This is a genomic window from Vibrio sp. SBT000027 (genome assembly GCF_963894355.1).
Taxonomy (GTDB): domain Bacteria; phylum Pseudomonadota; class Gammaproteobacteria; order Enterobacterales; family Vibrionaceae; genus Vibrio; species Vibrio splendidus.
In genome coordinates, this window is record NZ_CAWQGD010000004.1 from 2,983,243 (window position 1) to 2,999,642 (window position 16,400).

At 46.1% G+C, this 16,400-nt stretch carries 15 protein-coding genes; 10 read left to right on the top strand and 5 right to left on the bottom strand.

From position 1 onward, the window contains the following. The first annotated feature begins 15 nt into the window (after window positions 1-15). The 4 genes from AACU28_RS23070 (at window position 16) to tpx (ending at window position 4,702) form a co-directional block, all read left to right on the top strand. Window positions 16-810, top strand: coding sequence for a helix-turn-helix transcriptional regulator (locus tag AACU28_RS23070; protein ID WP_017077762.1), 795 nt, complete (start codon window positions 16-18; stop codon window positions 808-810). Window positions 811-909: 99 nt separating this feature from the next. Further along, the gene (locus tag AACU28_RS23075) at window positions 910-1,572 is read left to right on the top strand and encodes a LysE family translocator (RefSeq protein WP_017085657.1); all 663 of its coding nucleotides are present in this window, start codon (window positions 910-912) and stop codon (window positions 1,570-1,572) included. Window positions 1,573-1,663: 91 nt separating this feature from the next. Next, on the top strand, window positions 1,664-3,421 hold the full coding sequence (gene ggt / locus AACU28_RS23080; protein WP_121603640.1) for a gamma-glutamyltransferase: 1,758 nt from the start codon (window positions 1,664-1,666) through the stop codon (window positions 3,419-3,421). Window positions 3,422-4,204: 783 nt separating this feature from the next. Beyond that, window positions 4,205-4,702: a thiol peroxidase gene (gene tpx / locus AACU28_RS23085; RefSeq protein ID WP_004736648.1), complete on the top strand. Its 498-nt coding sequence runs from the start codon at window positions 4,205-4,207 to the stop codon at window positions 4,700-4,702. 172 nt (window positions 4,703-4,874) lie between these two features. Here the strand turns inward: tpx and uvrD are convergent, their stop codons facing one another. Then, a complete protein-coding gene (uvrD, locus tag AACU28_RS23090) occupies window positions 4,875-7,049 on the bottom strand; it encodes a DNA helicase II (protein WP_017077758.1) in 2,175 nt (724 codons plus the stop codon). Between the two features lie 264 nt (window positions 7,050-7,313). On the opposite strand from uvrD, the gene AACU28_RS23095 reads away from it, so the two are divergent. The 4 genes from AACU28_RS23095 (at window position 7,314) to AACU28_RS23110 (ending at window position 9,723) form a co-directional block, all read left to right on the top strand. After that, a complete protein-coding gene (locus AACU28_RS23095) occupies window positions 7,314-7,574 on the top strand; it encodes a BufA1 family periplasmic bufferin-type metallophore (protein WP_004736650.1) in 261 nt (86 codons plus the stop codon). A gap of 64 nt (window positions 7,575-7,638) precedes the next feature. Then, window positions 7,639-8,499, top strand: coding sequence for an MNIO family bufferin maturase (gene bufB / locus AACU28_RS23100; RefSeq protein WP_061025851.1), 861 nt, complete (start codon window positions 7,639-7,641; stop codon window positions 8,497-8,499). Continuing rightward, window positions 8,496-9,263: an HvfC/BufC N-terminal domain-containing protein gene (locus AACU28_RS23105; protein ID WP_061025853.1), complete on the top strand. Its 768-nt coding sequence runs from the start codon at window positions 8,496-8,498 to the stop codon at window positions 9,261-9,263. Before bufB ends, AACU28_RS23105 begins: the two co-directional genes overlap by 4 nt. Window position 9,264: 1 nt before the next feature. Continuing rightward, window positions 9,265-9,723, top strand: a complete 459-nt coding sequence (locus AACU28_RS23110; RefSeq protein ID WP_004736653.1) for a DoxX family protein — start codon at window positions 9,265-9,267, stop codon at window positions 9,721-9,723. 86 nt (window positions 9,724-9,809) lie between these two features. Here AACU28_RS23110 and tsrA read toward each other — a convergent pair whose 3' ends face one another. Further along, the gene (gene tsrA, locus AACU28_RS23115; protein ID WP_004736654.1) at window positions 9,810-10,091 is read right to left on the bottom strand and encodes an H-NS-like global regulator TsrA; all 282 of its coding nucleotides are present in this window, start codon (window positions 10,089-10,091) and stop codon (window positions 9,810-9,812) included. A gap of 102 nt (window positions 10,092-10,193) precedes the next feature. Then, window positions 10,194-11,393 (bottom strand): multidrug effflux MFS transporter, encoded by a 1,200-nt coding sequence (locus AACU28_RS23120; RefSeq protein WP_029222012.1) that lies wholly within the window; start codon window positions 11,391-11,393, stop codon window positions 10,194-10,196. A 101-nt stretch (window positions 11,394-11,494) separates the two neighbouring features. Between AACU28_RS23120 and AACU28_RS23125 the strand changes: the two genes are divergently transcribed. Then, window positions 11,495-12,436, top strand: coding sequence for a LysR substrate-binding domain-containing protein (locus tag AACU28_RS23125; protein WP_004736656.1), 942 nt, complete (start codon window positions 11,495-11,497; stop codon window positions 12,434-12,436). A 122-nt stretch (window positions 12,437-12,558) separates the two neighbouring features. After that, window positions 12,559-14,349: an aminopeptidase P family protein gene (locus tag AACU28_RS23130; protein WP_108112074.1), complete on the top strand. Its 1,791-nt coding sequence runs from the start codon at window positions 12,559-12,561 to the stop codon at window positions 14,347-14,349. A 151-nt stretch (window positions 14,350-14,500) separates the two neighbouring features. Here the strand turns inward: AACU28_RS23130 and thiH are convergent, their stop codons facing one another. Further along, entirely contained in the window at window positions 14,501-15,628 is a 1,128-nt protein-coding gene (thiH, locus tag AACU28_RS23135; protein ID WP_121603641.1) for a 2-iminoacetate synthase ThiH, read from the bottom strand. 7 nt (window positions 15,629-15,635) lie between these two features. Beyond that, the gene (locus AACU28_RS23140) at window positions 15,636-16,400 is read right to left on the bottom strand and encodes a thiazole synthase (protein WP_017069601.1); all 765 of its coding nucleotides are present in this window, start codon (window positions 16,398-16,400) and stop codon (window positions 15,636-15,638) included.

A 16,400-nucleotide genomic window follows, 5' to 3' on the forward strand; every position in this document is an offset into this window, starting at 1 on the left:
AAGCTTTTTTGTACCATGGATAAAGTCCACTATTACTCTACCCCAACAGAAGATATCAGCCTGATCCAAGCTCAATACCAAGAGTTTGCTTTCCAGCGCCACTATCATTTGGACTTTCACATTGGTTTAATTACCCAAGGACAACAGAAATTCGTCTATAAAGGGACGAGCCATAATGTTGGTGCTGGCCAAGTTGTTATCATGCCACCCGATGAGCTGCATGATGGGCACTCCAAACTCGATTCGGGTTATCAAGTCAGTGTGTTTGCAGTTTCTCCCCAATGGTTTCAAGATCTTGCCGATCCCAAGAAGAATGGTCACACATTAGGCTTTTCTGAGTTGATCCTCTCCGATCAAGCTGCATTTTCACAATTACGCAACTTACACGGCCTATTAATCCATCAAAACATCAGCCAGCTCGCTCAAGATTGTTTACCTTTCGAAGGGTTCTCGACGATTGTCGATCGTTATGCGAAATTTGGATCGAAGAGTGACATCAAACTGGGTAATCAATCGATTGATACGCTAAAAGACTACTTGATGGCGAACTTGGATCAACCAGTGCGATTAGAACAATTGTCTGAGTTGTGTGGTTTAACCACGACTCAATTCCAACGCCATTTTAAAAACAGAATGGGCATTACGCCTTATGCATGGCTGAGCCGTTTACGTATGGAACAGAGCATGCGTCTGATTAAGTCTGGGATATGTGGTACCAAGGTCGCGCACCAAGTAGGCTTCTATGACCAAGCACACTTCTCTAAGGCTTTCAAAACCACGTTCGGTGTACCACCCTCACAAATCAACTAAGTGTTGATAATTTACAATTGCTCGATTTCAAATCACGGTAAGCTACGCTCAATACGATTACTTATTTAAAAATAGCGGCAACGTTATTGAGAACTGACGATGAACGAAGTCACCATACTGATCACCCTAGCCTCTATCCACTTCATCGCTTTGATGAGCCCCGGCCCTGATTTTGCGTTAGTCGTGCAAAATGCGACGCGTCACGGACGCCAGACAGGCTTGTACATTGCGCTTGGTTTATCTTGCGGGATCTTACTGCACTCATTACTGAGCCTGACGGGAATCAGTTACCTAGTCCACCAGCAACCCACATTGTTTGCCATTATCCAACTAGCCGGCGGTAGCTACTTACTGTACTTAGGTTACGGAGCACTTAAAGCAACCTGGCAAATCATTCAGAACCACGACGATGACGACGATACCGTCAATTCCAACGATCTGATTCTGACCAATAAGCGTCAGGCATTTTCGAAAGGGTTTGCGACCAATATTCTCAACCCAAAGGCTTTGGTGTTCTTTATTAGTTTAATGTCGAGCCTAGTGCCTGCCGACATGTCTCTGTCAGGTAAAGGCTTTGCGCTTATCATCCTATTTGGTCTGTCTCTGTTTTGGTTCTCACTACTGGCTTGGATGCTTTCGACTAAAGCATTGCAAAAGAAACTCAGCGAAGCAACGGTATACATCGATGGCTTATGTGGCGTGGTATTCAGCCTTATTGGCGTGAGTATTCTTTGGCAGTCGCTGTCCGGTTTAATCGCTTAAATTCGAATCAAGATTACAATTCGTTAACAACACTCTGGCTATCTCATCTTTCCACTGCCAATCTAGCTCTGCATATTAAAAGGAGAAGATCATGCAGTGGAAAATAAAACTAACAACCCTCGCCACTTCTACCCTACTTTTTGCCTCTCACGTCAGTTGGGCAAATCAAGCTGCCGATTCCGTCGCACCCGAACAAAGTAGTGGTTTAGAAACCAAACAGCTCATTAAAGCCAACGATTGGATGGTCACCGCGGCCAACCCTCTTGCCACACAAGCCGGTGCTGATGTACTTGCTCGTGGTGGTAACGCGATTGACGCCATGGTTGCTGTGCAGCTTATGCTTGGCTTAGTGGAACCTCAGTCTTCAGGTATTGGTGGCGGCGCGTTCCTTGTTTATTTTGATGGCAAGGACAAGCAACTCAAAACCTACGATGGCCGTGAAACTGCACCACTTGATGCCACACCACGTCTATTCCAAGACGAAAACGGCCAACCGCTTAAATTCTATGATGCCGTGGTTGGCGGTCGTTCTGTTGGCACGCCAGGCACGGTGCAATTACTGTGGGACACTCACCAGAAGTACGGCAAGCTCGAATGGGCATCACTGATTAAGCCTATTGCTCAGCTGGCTGAAGAAGGTTTTACTATTAGTCCACGTTTAGCCACCTTGATTGAAAATGACCAACAGCGACTAAGCCGCTTTGCCACTACCAAAGCCTACTTCTTCAATGCCGATGGCAGCCCGAAAACAGCTGGCACGCAACTTAAGAACCCAGAGTACGCGGCAACGTTAAACGCTATTTCTAAGAACGGTGCTAAGGCCTTTTACCAAGGTGAGATTTCTACCGACATCATCAATACCGTGCAAACAGCGAAAGGTAACCCGGGCGTATTAGCACAGAAAGACTTCGACGCTTATTCGATTAAGCAGCGCGAGCCGGTTTGTTCTGCTTATGAAAGCTACCAAGTGTGCGGAATGGGTCCACCAAGTTCAGGTGCATTAACGGTTGGGCAGATCTTAGCGATGACCGAGCAGTTTGATCTTAAATCATGGGGACCAAACGACGCTAAATCTTGGCAAGTGTTAGCAGATGCTTCTCGCCTAGCCTTTGCAGACCGTGGTATGTACATGGCGGATCAAGATTATGTGCCAATGCCTACCCAAGGGTTAGTGAATACTGACTATTTGCAGGAACGTGCTCAGTTAATTACCGCAGGTAAGGCATTGGCAAGCGCATCTTCAGGCACACCGCCGTGGGATCACGCCATGCAGAGAAGCCAAGATGTTTCTATTGAATTACCGTCCACCAGCCACTTCAATATTGTCGATAGCGATGGCAATGTCGTGTCGATGACCGCCACCATTGAGAATGCCTTTGGCTCACGCTTGATGGTAAGAGGCTTCCTACTCAACAACGAACTGACGGATTTCTCATTCAAGACCCATAACGATGGTAAGCCTATCGCCAACCGACTTGAACCGGGTAAGCGTCCGCGCTCTTCAATGGCACCGACCATCATCATGCAAGACGATAAACCTTACATGGCAATTGGCTCTCCGGGAGGCAGCCGTATCATAGGTTATGTGGCACAAGCCATTATTGCCCATACCCAATGGGACATGGATATTCAGCAAGCCATCAATCAACCGCACTTCCTAAACCGCTTCGGTACCTTAGATTTGGAAAAAGGAACATCAGCGGAAAACTTCAAACCTGAGCTAGAAAAGATGGGATTTGAGGTCAACGTTCGCGATCTTAACTCTGGTTTACACGCGATTCGCATCACAAAAGATGGTTTAGAAGGCGCTGCAGACCCTCGTCGTGAAGGTGCAGCCATTGGTCAGTAGGGAATAATCCTCCCTTTTTACTCGCTGCCTTGTGCGAGATCTCTCACAAGGCAGTGAGTAAATATCGATATTTGATGACGAAATTGGTCACCTAGATTCCCTAACCAATTGAAATAAAACGATATGTATATTTATCATTCAAATAATTATATAGAAATTCGCTTATGCACCATTGCTGATAAATAAGGAATCGGTAATATGAATGGAGTCGGAAGGATGCTGACACGGAACAGGAAACGCCAAGGACTTGGTTATCTTCAGGATGAAGATTCGATTACTCAGGATGAATAATCGGCATGGATAGCGAAATGGACATTGAATGGACGCAATAGTAACTAGGATGGTTGCTACTAAGGAAAGACAATGGACACCTCTGGACGAGGAAAGGACTGAACATCAGGATGATGAAAGGACACCGCTCAAGGAACAAGTGACGCGCGCTAACGAGGATTGTTGGCAGATCAGGATAAGATCAAGGACACCGCTAGGAAGGCGACGAAAGGAATACGCTGAAGGATAACAGCACACTATCATGGATTTGATGCATGGAGCACACTTAGTAGCCGGATTGCTGCGAGTAAGACTATAGACCCCGATGAGCGCAAGCTCTCGGGGTTTTTCTTTATCTGTCGTTTCACTTATTCTTCTCTCAAACAAATAAATCAAAGACCTTTAATTACAATTCTGACATTTAAAGCATTCACTTCTTAACCACTTCCGAGTAACGTAAGTCTTACTAGGCTCAACTAGTTTCATAACCATAATTAAACTAAGGACAAATTCATGTCACACGTTACCTTCAAAGGCGCTGCTGTACCACTAACAGGCACATTCCCACAAACTGGCGAACAAGCACCAAGCTTTGCACTGACTGCAGGCGACCTTTCTGAACTGACTCTTGCTTCTCTTGAAGGCAAGAAAGTGGTTCTAAACATCTTCCCAAGCATCGACACAGCAACTTGTGCAACGAGCGTACGTACGTTCAACGCAAAAGCAGCAGAACTTGAGAACACGGTTGTTGTTTGTATTTCGGCTGACCTACCGTTTGCCGCTGGCCGTTTCTGCGAACTAGAAGGCATTGAAGGCGTTCAACACGCTTCAACTTTCCGTTCTCCTGCATTCGCATCAGACTACGGCGTGGCGATTGCTGAAGGCCCACTAGCAAGCCTAACAACACGTGCAGTTGTCGTTGTTGATGAAAAAGGTGTGGTAACACACAGCGAGTTAGTTGCAGAGATCACTGAAGAACCAAACTACGAAGCGGCACTTGCAGCACTGTAAGTCTCACTTTGAGGCAACAATGTCTTCAGCTCGTATTAACCTAATTTAGGTCGGTATCGAGCAATAAAAAAAGAGCAGCCATTGGCTGCTCTTTCTGTTTTTTATACGGATTACTTTTCAATGCTGAATAGTTTCAGATATCGAACTGTTTTCTACATGCTGAAGTAGCAGATTACAACTGTTCTAAACGAGCATAAGCCGTTACTAACCACTTGATGCCTTCACCGTTAAACGCGACTTGAACTCGACTCTGCGGGCCACTTCCCTCGAAGTTGATGATAGTGCCTTCACCAAACTTAGGGTGCTTAACGCGAGAACCCAAACTAAAACCTGTTTCGTTAAAGTTCTCTTTCACGGCGGTTTGGCTAAAGCGGCCACTGCTTGCAGGACGGCTCACTTGCGCTTTCATACGAACCTCATCCAGACAGGTCTCTGGTAGTTCACGAATAAAGCGTGACGGTTTGTGGTACTTGTCCTGACCGTACAAACGACGCATCTCAGCGTAAGTGATGTAAAGCTTCTCCATCGCACGAGTCATGCCTACGTAACACAGACGACGCTCTTCTTCTAAACGCCCCGCTTCTTCGGCAGACATCTGACTTGGGAACATACCTTCTTCAACGCCAACCATGAATACCATTGGGAACTCTAGGCCTTTGGCGCTGTGCAAAGTCATTAACTGAACCGCATCATCAAACTCATCAGCTTGGCCTTCACCCGCTTCCAAAGCCGCATGAGTTAAGAATGCTGTTAGCATGCTCATTTCATCCGCTTCTTCTGGTTTTTCAAACTGACGCGTTGCCGTTACTAATTCTTCCAAGTTCTCAATACGTGCCTTCGACTTCTCGCCCTTCTCTTGCTCGTACATCGCAAACAAGCCCGACGATTTGATCACGTGGTCGGTTTGCTCATGAAGCCTCAGTTCTATGGTGTCATCTTCAAGCGCATTGATAAGCTCGATAAAGCGGCTCAATGCACCCGCAGCACGGCCTGGAAGCACTTGCTCTTCTATCAGAGCAATACTGGCTTGCCACATGGTTGCACCACGGTCACGCGCCGCAAGACGAATCGTTTCTAACGTTTTATCACCCAAACCACGCGTTGGCGTATTGACGACACGTTCGAATGCCGCATCATTGCTGCGGTTACTCATTAAGCGCAGGTAGCTCAAGGCATCTCTGATTTCTTGACGCTCGAAGAATCGCATGCCGCCATAGATTCGGTAAGGTAGACCACCTTGAATCAAAGCTTCTTCAAGCACACGAGATTGGGCATTGTTACGATAAAGCATCGCGGTATCTTCTAGCGCACCGCCTTTCTCTTGCCACTCTTTGATTTTGCTGACCGTGAAACGCGCTTCATCTAACTCGTTATAAGCCGAGTAAACTGAGATTGGCTCGCCATCGTTGCCATCGGTCCACAGCTCTTTACCCATACGCTCAGTGTTGTTCGAGATAAGCTCGTTCGACGCCTGCAGAATGGTTTTGGTTGAACGGTAGTTTTGTTCGAGTCGAACCGTTGAAGCTCCTGGGAATTCATCCAAGAACTTCTGAATATTTTCAATCTTGGCACCACGCCAGCCATAGATAGATTGGTCATCATCACCCACGATCATCACGCGACAATCCGGGCCCGCCATCATACGTAACCAAGCGTATTGGATGTTGTTGGTATCTTGAAATTCGTCGACAAGGATATGCTTGAAGCGAGCTTGGTAGTGCTCTCGGATGTGTTTCTTATCGCGCAATAGTTCATGCGATCTCAACAAGATTTCCGCAAAGTCGACCAAGCCAGCACGGTCACATGCTTCTTGGTAAGCAGAATAGATCTTTAACCACGTTTGAGTTATTGGATCATGGTAGGCGTCGATGTGATTTGGGCGTAATCCCTCGTCTTTCTTGCCATTGATCCACCAAGAAGCTTGTTTTGCAGGCCACTGCTTTTCATCAAGGTTTTGCGCCTTGATTAAACGACGTAGCAAACGAATCTGATCATCTGAATCAATGATCTGGAAATCTTCTGGCAGTTTTGCATCTAGGTAGTGAGCACGAAGGATGCGGTGACAAATACCGTGGAAGGTACCGTTCCACATACCCGACGAGCTACCCATCATCAACTCTTCAATACGACCACGCATCTCTGCTGCCGCTTTGTTGGTGAAGGTAACCGACATGATAGAGAACGGCGATGCTTGCTCTACGCTTTGCAGCCAAGCGATGCGATGCACCAACACTCGCGTTTTACCACTGCCAGCACCTGCCAGAATAAGTAGGTTTTCTAAAGGTGCTGCGACCGCCTCACGTTGTTTATCGTTTAGGCCATCGAGTAAAAGCGAAGGATCTATCATTGGATATGCTCACTACTGGGTATTTATACATAAAAGCTGATTATAACCTAAACACTAGGCTGCGTTTAGGATAATAAGAAGAAAAAACAATCAAAAAATAACATCATATAATCAGCAACTTAATAGCTAATACATCATTAATATTGATATTTTTTATAATGCAGTGAAATTATTTCCGAGTTCTTCCTATCCTTTTTAGTAAGCAAGTTAACAACTTATTAACCTGCGATATAAAAATACTATTAAGTCCTAGAGGGAATGACTATGAAAAATTCTAATCTTGCTGTTACAGCTGCAATCACAAGTGTACTAGCGTTCGGCGGTGCAGTTCTTACATCAGCACCTGCGGAAGCAGCAGCAAAAGAGAAATGCTACGGCGTTGCAAAAGCTGGCCAAAATGATTGTGCAACCAAAACAAGTTCATGTGCGGGTACAGCCAAAGAAGACAACCAATCCGATGCATTCGTGGTCGTTCCTAAAGGACTGTGTGGCAAATTATCAGGTGGTAACACTCAATCATCATAATTGAGCTGCTTAGTATGGTGAGCTGACATTCAGCTCACCTCCACTTCCTATTAGGAGAATCGTTGTGACTCAAACTCTTCATCCCAACGCAGGGGTTGGCCTTAGAACACCGCACTTGGACTTCTTTAGCCAAAACCCAGCTTTAGTGAGTTGGTTAGAGGTGCACAGCGAGAACTACTTTTTAGCTCAATCACCGCAACGTCAACAACTGAGAGAGATTCGCCACGCACACAACATAAGTTGTCACGGCGTTGGATTGTCGCTAGGTTCTGTTGAGCGCATCAATCAACATCATCTGATGCAGTTAAAAGACCTGATTGATGATATCGAGCCCTTCTTGGTTTCTGATCATCTAAGCTGGAGTCAGACCGGCGGTCATTACTTCAATGACTTGTTACCGCTGCCTTATACCGAAGAGGCGTTAGAAGTCTTCTGCCGCAATGTCATCGAGGTTCAAGACGGCCTGCAACGCCCTATGCTGATTGAGAACCCATCGAGTTACCTTGCCTTCAAGCATTCAACCATCCCAGAGTGGGAATTTTTGGCCGAGGTACAGAAGCGCACCGAATGTCGCCTCTTACTCGATTTCAATAATATTTTTGTCTCATCTTTTAATCATGGTTTCAGCTGTGAAAAGTACTTAAGCGGAATTCCTGCAGACAAAGTGGAAGAGATTCACTTGGCAGGTTTTACCAAAAAGAAACTCGAACAAGGTGAGATCTGGATAGACACCCACAGTAAACCTGTCTGTGACGAAGTGTGGAAACTCTACACTGACTGGATAGCACAACATGGGTTGCGCCATACCTTGATTGAGTGGGATTTAGATATCCCAGAGCCACAAATTTTATTGACTGAAGCAACCAAAGCCAGCGATATCTTGTATCAACACGACAAGTTCAACCAGAGGAGTCGCGCATCATGAGCCACTCTTTAACTAATGTGCAATCGGAGTTTGCTAACGCCCTACGCTATCAAAACAATGGTGAGCACTGCGACATAGTGAGCGACCATTTTACTGATGAGCAACGCATCCAGATTTACCGCAACAACTTTGTGATTAGCTTGAGCGAAGTACTGGCAGCAACCTACCCACTCACTGAAATGCTGGTTGGTGAAGAGTGCTTCCAACAAATGGCTCGTCAACATGTCTTAAGTTATCCATCAACCTCTGGTGATGTCAGTGGTTACGGTGAACACTTTGAACAAACTATCCAAGCCTTTCCTGCGGTTATCGAGGCTGCACCTTATCTCGCTGAAGTGGCTTTGTATGAATGGCAAAAAGATAGCTTGGTGAGATGCGTTTCAGAATCACATGTCGACCAACGTCCTCTTTCTCGTTTAGCTGATGTACCGCAAGAACAACAAGGCGCTTTAGTCTTTCATCTCAAAGATTCAATAACGCTAATTAATTCTAGCTATACGATTATCGCGCTTGAGCAGGCTATCTATCAGCAACAACTCGATGGGTTAGACATCAACCAACCTGAATTTGGGGTGTTAATCCGGGCGGAAAATTCACAGATTGAGAGCCATCGTTTGACGCAAGAAAGCCACCAACTATTAACCGAATTTCAATCGGGTCAAACGCTCTCAGCGATAGACCCTTTACTACTACAACATCTGAATACTGTCATGGCACTGAACGTCATCTCAGGCTTTTCAATCAATGCCGAATTGGAGACATAATATGGATAACAACACAGTCACGAACATGATGGCTCAATACGACAGTTTGATTGAGAAATCACAGGCACTTTTTGTTCCCGTACTACTTCTGTTTTGTCGCCTATGGGTGGCATGGGTCTTCTTTAATTCAGGACTCACCAAAATAGCCACTTGGGATAGCACCCTTTACTTGTTTGAATTGGAATACCAAGTGCCTCTTTTGCCTTGGGAGTTGGCCGCTTACATGGGTACCGCAGCTGAATTGATTCTGCCGGTATTCTTAGCGCTTGGCTTGTTAACCCGACCAATGGCTGCAGTGCTGTTCGTTTTCAATATCATGGCCGTCGTGTCATACCCTGTATTGTGGGCACAAGGCTTCTATGATCATCAGCTTTGGGGATTAATGATTCTTATCGTCGTGGTATGGGGAGCTGGACCATTTTCACTTGATAGAATCTTAAAAGCGCAGTTCAAAAACTAAACCTCTTTTCCATGGTCTCTAAATTTACATAGGTCCAAAACGCAAAAAACCACTCAATTGAGTGGTTTCTTTTTATCTGGAATAAACTACTTGTTTAGAAAAGCTTGTAGCTCTTCAGCAGAGATACCTTGCTCGGCTAGCTCTTTTGCTAGTAGCTGAACTTGTTCACCTTTACGAGATTCAACCACGCGTTGAAATTGGTAAATGATATCTCGCAAAGTATCAATTGGAACTTGTTTTGCCGCACTGCGAATACGCTCTTCACTTTGGTTTCCTAGCTCTTTAAGCAATTTACCAAACATGACCTTTTCAGGTGCATCTTCCATTTGTTCTAAGATGCGCGCCATTTCGTAGGTTGTTAATGACATTACAGTATTTTCCGTTGGGGACTAACGTTTCAATGAGTGACAAATATACCATGTTTTAACGTTTCGCAAACCGCCATTTGTATATTTTGTCACCCTTGAGACTTATGCCTTAGCAAACGTCGTGTGCCATGACTTACCCGCTTTGCTCGCAAGCACCAACAATGCAGGAACAATAAGGAACATTTGCAGCGCAATCATCACTTGAGACGTTAAATCAAGACGTTGCATCGTACCAACAAGCAGTCCAGAACCGCTCATTTGGAACAAGCCAAGCAACGCAGCTGCGGTACCCGCACGGTCACCAAAAGGTTCAAGTGCCTTACCGGCTGCGGCACCAAGAATCCAAGCGAAGCCAACTGAAGATAGGAAAATCGGCAGCATGAATGCGATCGCGCTAGCATGCTCAGCAAGCACCAACATAACCACACCCGCTAAGCCAAGCGTTGAAATACCGACAACCAATGCTTTGTAGGTGCCAAAACGGTCCATGAACTTCGGTGCCGTGAATGCAGCCGTGATGTTGATAACCGCGTTAATACCAAACCAGAAGGTAAATTCGTTCATCGTCAAACCTAGGTTTTCCATCAACACAACAGGCGCAGAAGTAACGTAAGCAAGAATGACCGCCATCGCCATCAAGCACAATGTCGCATGGAAGATGAATGATGGTGTTTTCAATACCGACCAGTAACGCTCAAGTTTGAACACCGCGACCTTTTCTGTCGCTGGGTTAGACTCTTTCATTTGGAAAAACAGAATGGTGCCAACCACGACAGCGAACACAGCCATAAAGCTAAAGTTCGAGCGCCAGCCAAACTGTTGAGTTAACCAAGCACCCAGAATCGGTGCTAGTGCAGGAATAAAGCAAATGGCACCATTGAGGTAACTGATCATACGGCCACTCTTCTCAGGGCCAAATAGATCGCGAACCGTCGCAAAGGCTGCTACAGAAGTCGCACAAGCTCCTAAGCCTTGTAGCAGCCGAGCTATTAGCATCATATCAATCGATTGAGCTGCCCACGCCAAGCAAGCACTCAATGCATAGATACTAACACCTCCCAATGCAACGGTTCGACGTCCTAACTTATCAGCCAAAGGGCCTGCAAATAATTGCCCGACACCCATGGCGAATAAAAACCAAGTAATCGTATCTTGTGCTAGTGCGTGTTCCACGTGAAACGCTGTTGAAATTTGTGGCAGAGCTGGAAGATAAATATCTATAGCCAAAGGGCTAAATAGAACCAGCATTGCCAATAAAGCAACCTGCAGTTTACTAGGGGTTGGAAGCGCGTTAGAAGGCACAAGATTCTCCGAATGAGTTAATTTAGGTGCATAATAACCAACTAAAGATATGAACAAAAATGGCATATACTCATTAGCATTATTCCAAATAGGAAACTCACATGAATATCGAGAAACTATCACGCCTCGACCTCAATCTATTGGTTTGCTTGCAGGTGCTGATGGAAGAGCTGAGTGTCACTCGCACCGCACATCGATTATGCTTGAGCCAGTCAGCGGTGAGTAAGTCGCTAGCCAAGCTTCGTGAACAATTTAATGACCCCCTTTTCACACGAAGTGCTCATGGCCTACGTCCAACACCGAAAGCTGTTTTCCTTAAGCCTCGGTTAGAAACGTTGATCAACCAACTTGATGTTCTCACTCAGCCTGAGACATTCATTCCCAACAATAGCGACCACAGCTTTCACATTGCTGCCGTTGAGAGTGTTTACCCGCTGATTCTTCCTCACTTCTTACCGGCGATATTTCGACAAGCCCCTAAGGTCAATATCAACACCCACGCGTGGACCGAACAAACCTTTAAGAAGCTACAGCTTGGTGAGTTAGATATCGGACTCACAGGCAAAGACATCGACATCAACGACGCGCGCTTAACTATGCTGCCGCCAGACGATATCTGCGAACAAGAGATCTACCGTGATGCACAGATGTGTGTGTTAAGGCGTAACCACCCTGCTCTAAGTGGTAAATGGGATTTGGGAACCTACCTTGCGCAGCGTCATGTACAAGTAAGATGTGATGGGAACGATCGATGGCTACTCGACTACAAACTTGCCGACCTTGGTCACCAACGTGATATCGCTATTTCTGTACCAGACTTCAATAGCGCTGCAAGCCTGTGTACTTACACCGACTTTGTGTTTACCGCACCAAGCCACTTTACTTACCTCGTCGCTAAACAACTCGACTTAGTGGTTGTTCCTTTACCAATGGAATTCCCGCCGATGGCATACACTTTGTTTTGGCATCGTGACAGAGAAAATGACCCAGCGTTAACTTGGCTACGAGATATCATCAAAGAAAAAACTCTGCACCTTAGATAAAAATGGCGTACAGCGTTTGCAGCAAACGAACAAAAGCGCTAGCTTATTGACCTAATAAGTCCCCTCGCATGTATATCGACTGTGAGTGTTAACAAGGACCCTAACAATAAGGATAAACACAGATGCACAATATCACTGCTGAACGCGTTGCTGCGGTTCGAGCTTGGCTTGAAACAAACAACCTAGATGCCGTTATCATTCCACACGAAGACGAATATCTAGGTGAATACGTTCCCGCTCATAACGAGCGACTTCACTGGTTAACAGGTTTCACTGGCTCTGCAGGTGCCGCTGTTATCACTCGTGAAACTGCTGCTATTTTTGTTGATGGTCGCTACACCGTTCAGGTTCGTAAGCAAGTACCAGCAGAGTTATTTGAGTATCGCCACCTTATTGAAGAACCGGCTTTAGATTGGATCATCAATTCATTGTCACAAGGTAGTAAGGTTGCATTCGACCCACGCATGCACACCGCGGCGTGGTTGAAAGGCGCACAAGCAAAACTAGCAGAGAAAGTTGAGCTAACAACGCTCTCAGCAAACCCAATTGATGAGCTTTGGTCTGATCGCCCTGAGCCTGTGGTATCTGATGTGCGCTTAATGGCAACAGACGCCGTTGGTCAGTCAAGCGAGAGTAAGCGCGCTGAGATTGCTGGCTTACTAAAAGCAAAAGGTGCAGACGCCGCTATCCTGACCGAGCTTGACTCAATATGTTGGTTGCTTAACATTCGTGGTTTGGACGTATCTCGCCTACCTGTTGTGTTATCCAACGCGATCATTCACGCAGATGAAAGCGTAGATTTCTTCCTAGACCCTGCTCGTATTCCTACTGGCTTTGAAGCACACGTTGGCAATGGTATTCGTGTATCTCACCCATCAGAGCTAGAAGCACGCCTTCAATCTTTGGAAGGCAAAAATGTATCTGTCGATTCAGGCACGAGCAATGCTTGGTACACGCTGGTGCTACAAAACTCTGGTGCTCATATCATTGAAGCAGCAGATCCATGCCTAATGCCAAAGGCAGCAAAGAATGAAACTGAAATTGCCGGCATGAAAACGTGTCACATTCGTGATGGTGTTGCGATGGCGAAGTTCCTATCTTGGATTGATGCAGAAGTCGCGCAAGGTAATCTGCACAACGAAGCTGTGCTAGCAGACAAAGTACAATCATTCCGCGAGCAAGACCCAACGCTGATGGACCTAAGTTTTGACACGATTTCAGCAGCAGGCGGCAACGCAGCAATGTGTCACTACAACCACGAGAACCAACCTGAACCAGGTCAGTTGGAGATGAATACTCTGTACCTAGTCGATTCAGGTGGCCAGTATCTAGACGGCACAACGGACATCACTCGCACTATCGCAATTGGTCAGCCAAGCGACGAAATGATCCAGCAGTTCACGCTAGCACTTAAAGGTCATATCGGTATCGCGCGTGCACGTTTCCCACAGGGTACTCGTGGTTTCCAACTTGATATCCTAGCTCGCCAACACTTATGGGCTGAAGGCTTCGACTACGACCACGGTACTGGTCACGGTGTTGGTCATTTCCTAAGTGTTCATGAAGGCCCACAAAGCATCTCTAAGAAGCTGATCGACGTACCTCTAGTTGAAGGTATGGTGTTATCGAACGAGCCGGGTTACTACCGTGCTGATGAATTTGGTATCCGAATCGAAAACCTAGAGCTCGTGGTTGAACTGCCAACTCAAGGTGATTTCTCAGTACTAACCTTTGAGTCGCTAACACGTTGCCCTATCGATAAGCGCAACATCAATGTTGATTTGCTAACACGACCTGAACTGGCGTGGCTGAACGACTACCATCAGAAGGTATGGAACGACGTTAGCCCATTAGTTGAAGGTGATACGCTGGAATGGCTACGCCAATCAACAACACCACTTGCTCACGCTTAATGCCTTGCTCGACAGATAACTGAACCAAAACGAGCTTGCTAGGTTAATAAGTTAAATAGCAAATAGAAAAACGGCTACCCAAAGGTAGCCGTTTTTATTTGCCTGTATCATTACATCGATGTTTCACGTGGAACATCAACCAATATGTTGATTAGCCAGAATAGGCACTGTGCCAGTCTCGCCACACTGGATCGAAACCTCGCTGACGAATCATTGACTCAACATCAGCAGCACTTCTCTCGTCGCTTATCTCAAATTGTTCGAGCTCTTCTTCACCAGAAGCATAGCCACCGGGTTGCGTTTTTGACGCAGCCGACATACTGGTGATACCCAAAGGCAACACGTTATCGCGGAAGGTTGCCGATTCACGAGTAGAAAGGGATAACTCGACCTCAGAATTCAAGAGTCGATATGCACAGATAAGCTGAACCAATTGTTTATCGTTCATGACTGATTTAGGCTGTAATCCTCCACTAGAGTCTCCACCCTCACACGGACGAAGACGTGGGAATGAAATCGAGTAACGTGTTTGCCAATAAGTACGCTCTAAGTAATCTAAGTGGGCAGCAACAAAAAAGCAGTCGGTTCGCCAATCTTCCAAACCAATCAAGGCACCAATACCTATCTTATCGATCCCCGCTTTTGCCAAGCGATCTGGGGTTTCAAGACGGTATTCAAAATCCATTTTATTGCCACGTAGATGATGCTCAGCGTAAGTTCTTGGCTGATAAGTCTCTTGGTAAACCATAACAGCATCTAGGCCGAGAGTTTTAAGCTCTGCGTAATCATGTTGTTCAAGCGGCTGCACTTCCATCGCAAGGTAGTTGAATTGCTTTTTGATATTCGGCAACACCTGTCGAAAGTAATTCATCCCGACCTTAGTTTCATGTTCACCGGTGACTAACAAAACGCTATCGAACTTCATCTTTTTGATAGCCGCACTTTCGGCATCAATTTCATCCAAAGTAAGCGTGCGACGTTTGATACGGTTCTCCATTGAGAAGCCACAATACGTGCACGCATTAGCGCATAGATTCGAGAGGTACAAAGGAATGTAAAGCGACATTGTATTGCCAAATCGCTTACGAGTTAGCGCCAACGACTGTTGTGCCATCTGCTCTAAGTAAGGTTCTGCCGCCGGAGAGATCAGAGCCTTAAAGTCTTCTAAGTCACGTTTGGGTTTACTCAGAGCACGTTCAACATCCGCTGCCGTTTTACTGAAGATAGACATACCAATGTCATCCCAGTTGAGCTGTTTAAATCGATCAACAAACGTCATAGGGACACTACTCGTCTAGAAATGAAGTTAACGGGCTCGAAGCAACCGCGTGAGATACTTTTCCTGCAAGCCCAGCAAGGTAAGCCATACGACCCGCTTCAACTGCCAGCTTAAAGGCAATCGCCATATCAACGGGTTGTTGAGAAGCCGCAATCGCCGTATTCACTAACACAGCGTCTGCGCCCATTTCCATTGCACGAGCAGCATGTGATGGCGCGCCTATGCCCGCATCAACAATCACAGGGACATTCGCTTGGTCGATAATAATCTCTAAGAAGTCTGCAGACGCAATACCCTTATTTGAACCAATAGGTGCGCCCAGCGGCATAACTGCAGCACAACCCACCTCTTCCAAGCGTTTACACAATACTGGATCGGCATGGCAGTAAGGCAACACAACAAAACCATCTTTAACCAGTTGCTCAGCAGCTTTAAGCGTCTCAATTGGGTCCGGCATTAAGTACTTTGGATCTGGATGAATTTCCAGTTTAAGCCAGTTTGTACCTAGTGCTTCACGAGCCAAATGCGCAGCAAAGACGGCATCTTTTGCATTCTTCGCCCCAGAGGTATTCGGTAGCAAGTTCACGCCAGCATCAATGATGGGTTGTAAAATGTCGTCTTGCTCAGAGCGAATATCGACTCTCTTCAACGCCATGGTTGCCAGTTGCGAACCTGAAGCTTCAATAGCACTCGCCATCAAATGCTTGTTTGCGAACTTCCCGGTTCCAGTGAAGAGTCGTGATTGAAACGTTTTATCAGCGATAGTTAACAT

Excerpts from the sequence above, each read along its gene's own strand:
- AACU28_RS23070 (WP_017077762.1), top strand. The coding sequence starts at position 16 with ATGGATAAAGTCCACTATTACTCTACCCCAACAGAAGATATCAGCCTG.
- AACU28_RS23075 (WP_017085657.1), top strand. The coding sequence starts at position 910 with ATGAACGAAGTCACCATACTGATCACCCTAGCCTCTATCCACTTCATC.
- ggt (WP_121603640.1), top strand. The coding sequence starts at position 1,664 with ATGCAGTGGAAAATAAAACTAACAACCCTCGCCACTTCTACCCTACTT.
- tpx (WP_004736648.1), top strand. The coding sequence starts at position 4,205 with ATGTCACACGTTACCTTCAAAGGCGCTGCTGTACCACTAACAGGCACA.
- uvrD (WP_017077758.1), bottom strand. The coding sequence starts at position 7,049 with ATGATAGATCCTTCGCTTTTACTCGATGGCCTAAACGATAAACAACGT.
- AACU28_RS23095 (WP_004736650.1), top strand. The coding sequence starts at position 7,314 with ATGAAAAATTCTAATCTTGCTGTTACAGCTGCAATCACAAGTGTACTA.
- AACU28_RS23105 (WP_061025853.1), top strand. The coding sequence starts at position 8,496 with ATGAGCCACTCTTTAACTAATGTGCAATCGGAGTTTGCTAACGCCCTA.
- AACU28_RS23110 (WP_004736653.1), top strand. The coding sequence starts at position 9,265 with ATGGATAACAACACAGTCACGAACATGATGGCTCAATACGACAGTTTG.
- tsrA (WP_004736654.1), bottom strand. The coding sequence starts at position 10,091 with ATGTCATTAACAACCTACGAAATGGCGCGCATCTTAGAACAAATGGAA.
- AACU28_RS23125 (WP_004736656.1), top strand. The coding sequence starts at position 11,495 with ATGAATATCGAGAAACTATCACGCCTCGACCTCAATCTATTGGTTTGC.
- AACU28_RS23130 (WP_108112074.1), top strand. The coding sequence starts at position 12,559 with ATGCACAATATCACTGCTGAACGCGTTGCTGCGGTTCGAGCTTGGCTT.
- thiH (WP_121603641.1), bottom strand. The coding sequence starts at position 15,628 with ATGACGTTTGTTGATCGATTTAAACAGCTCAACTGGGATGACATTGGT.
- AACU28_RS23140 (WP_017069601.1), bottom strand. The coding sequence starts at position 16,400 with ATGTTAACTATCGCTGATAAAACGTTTCAATCACGACTCTTCACTGGA.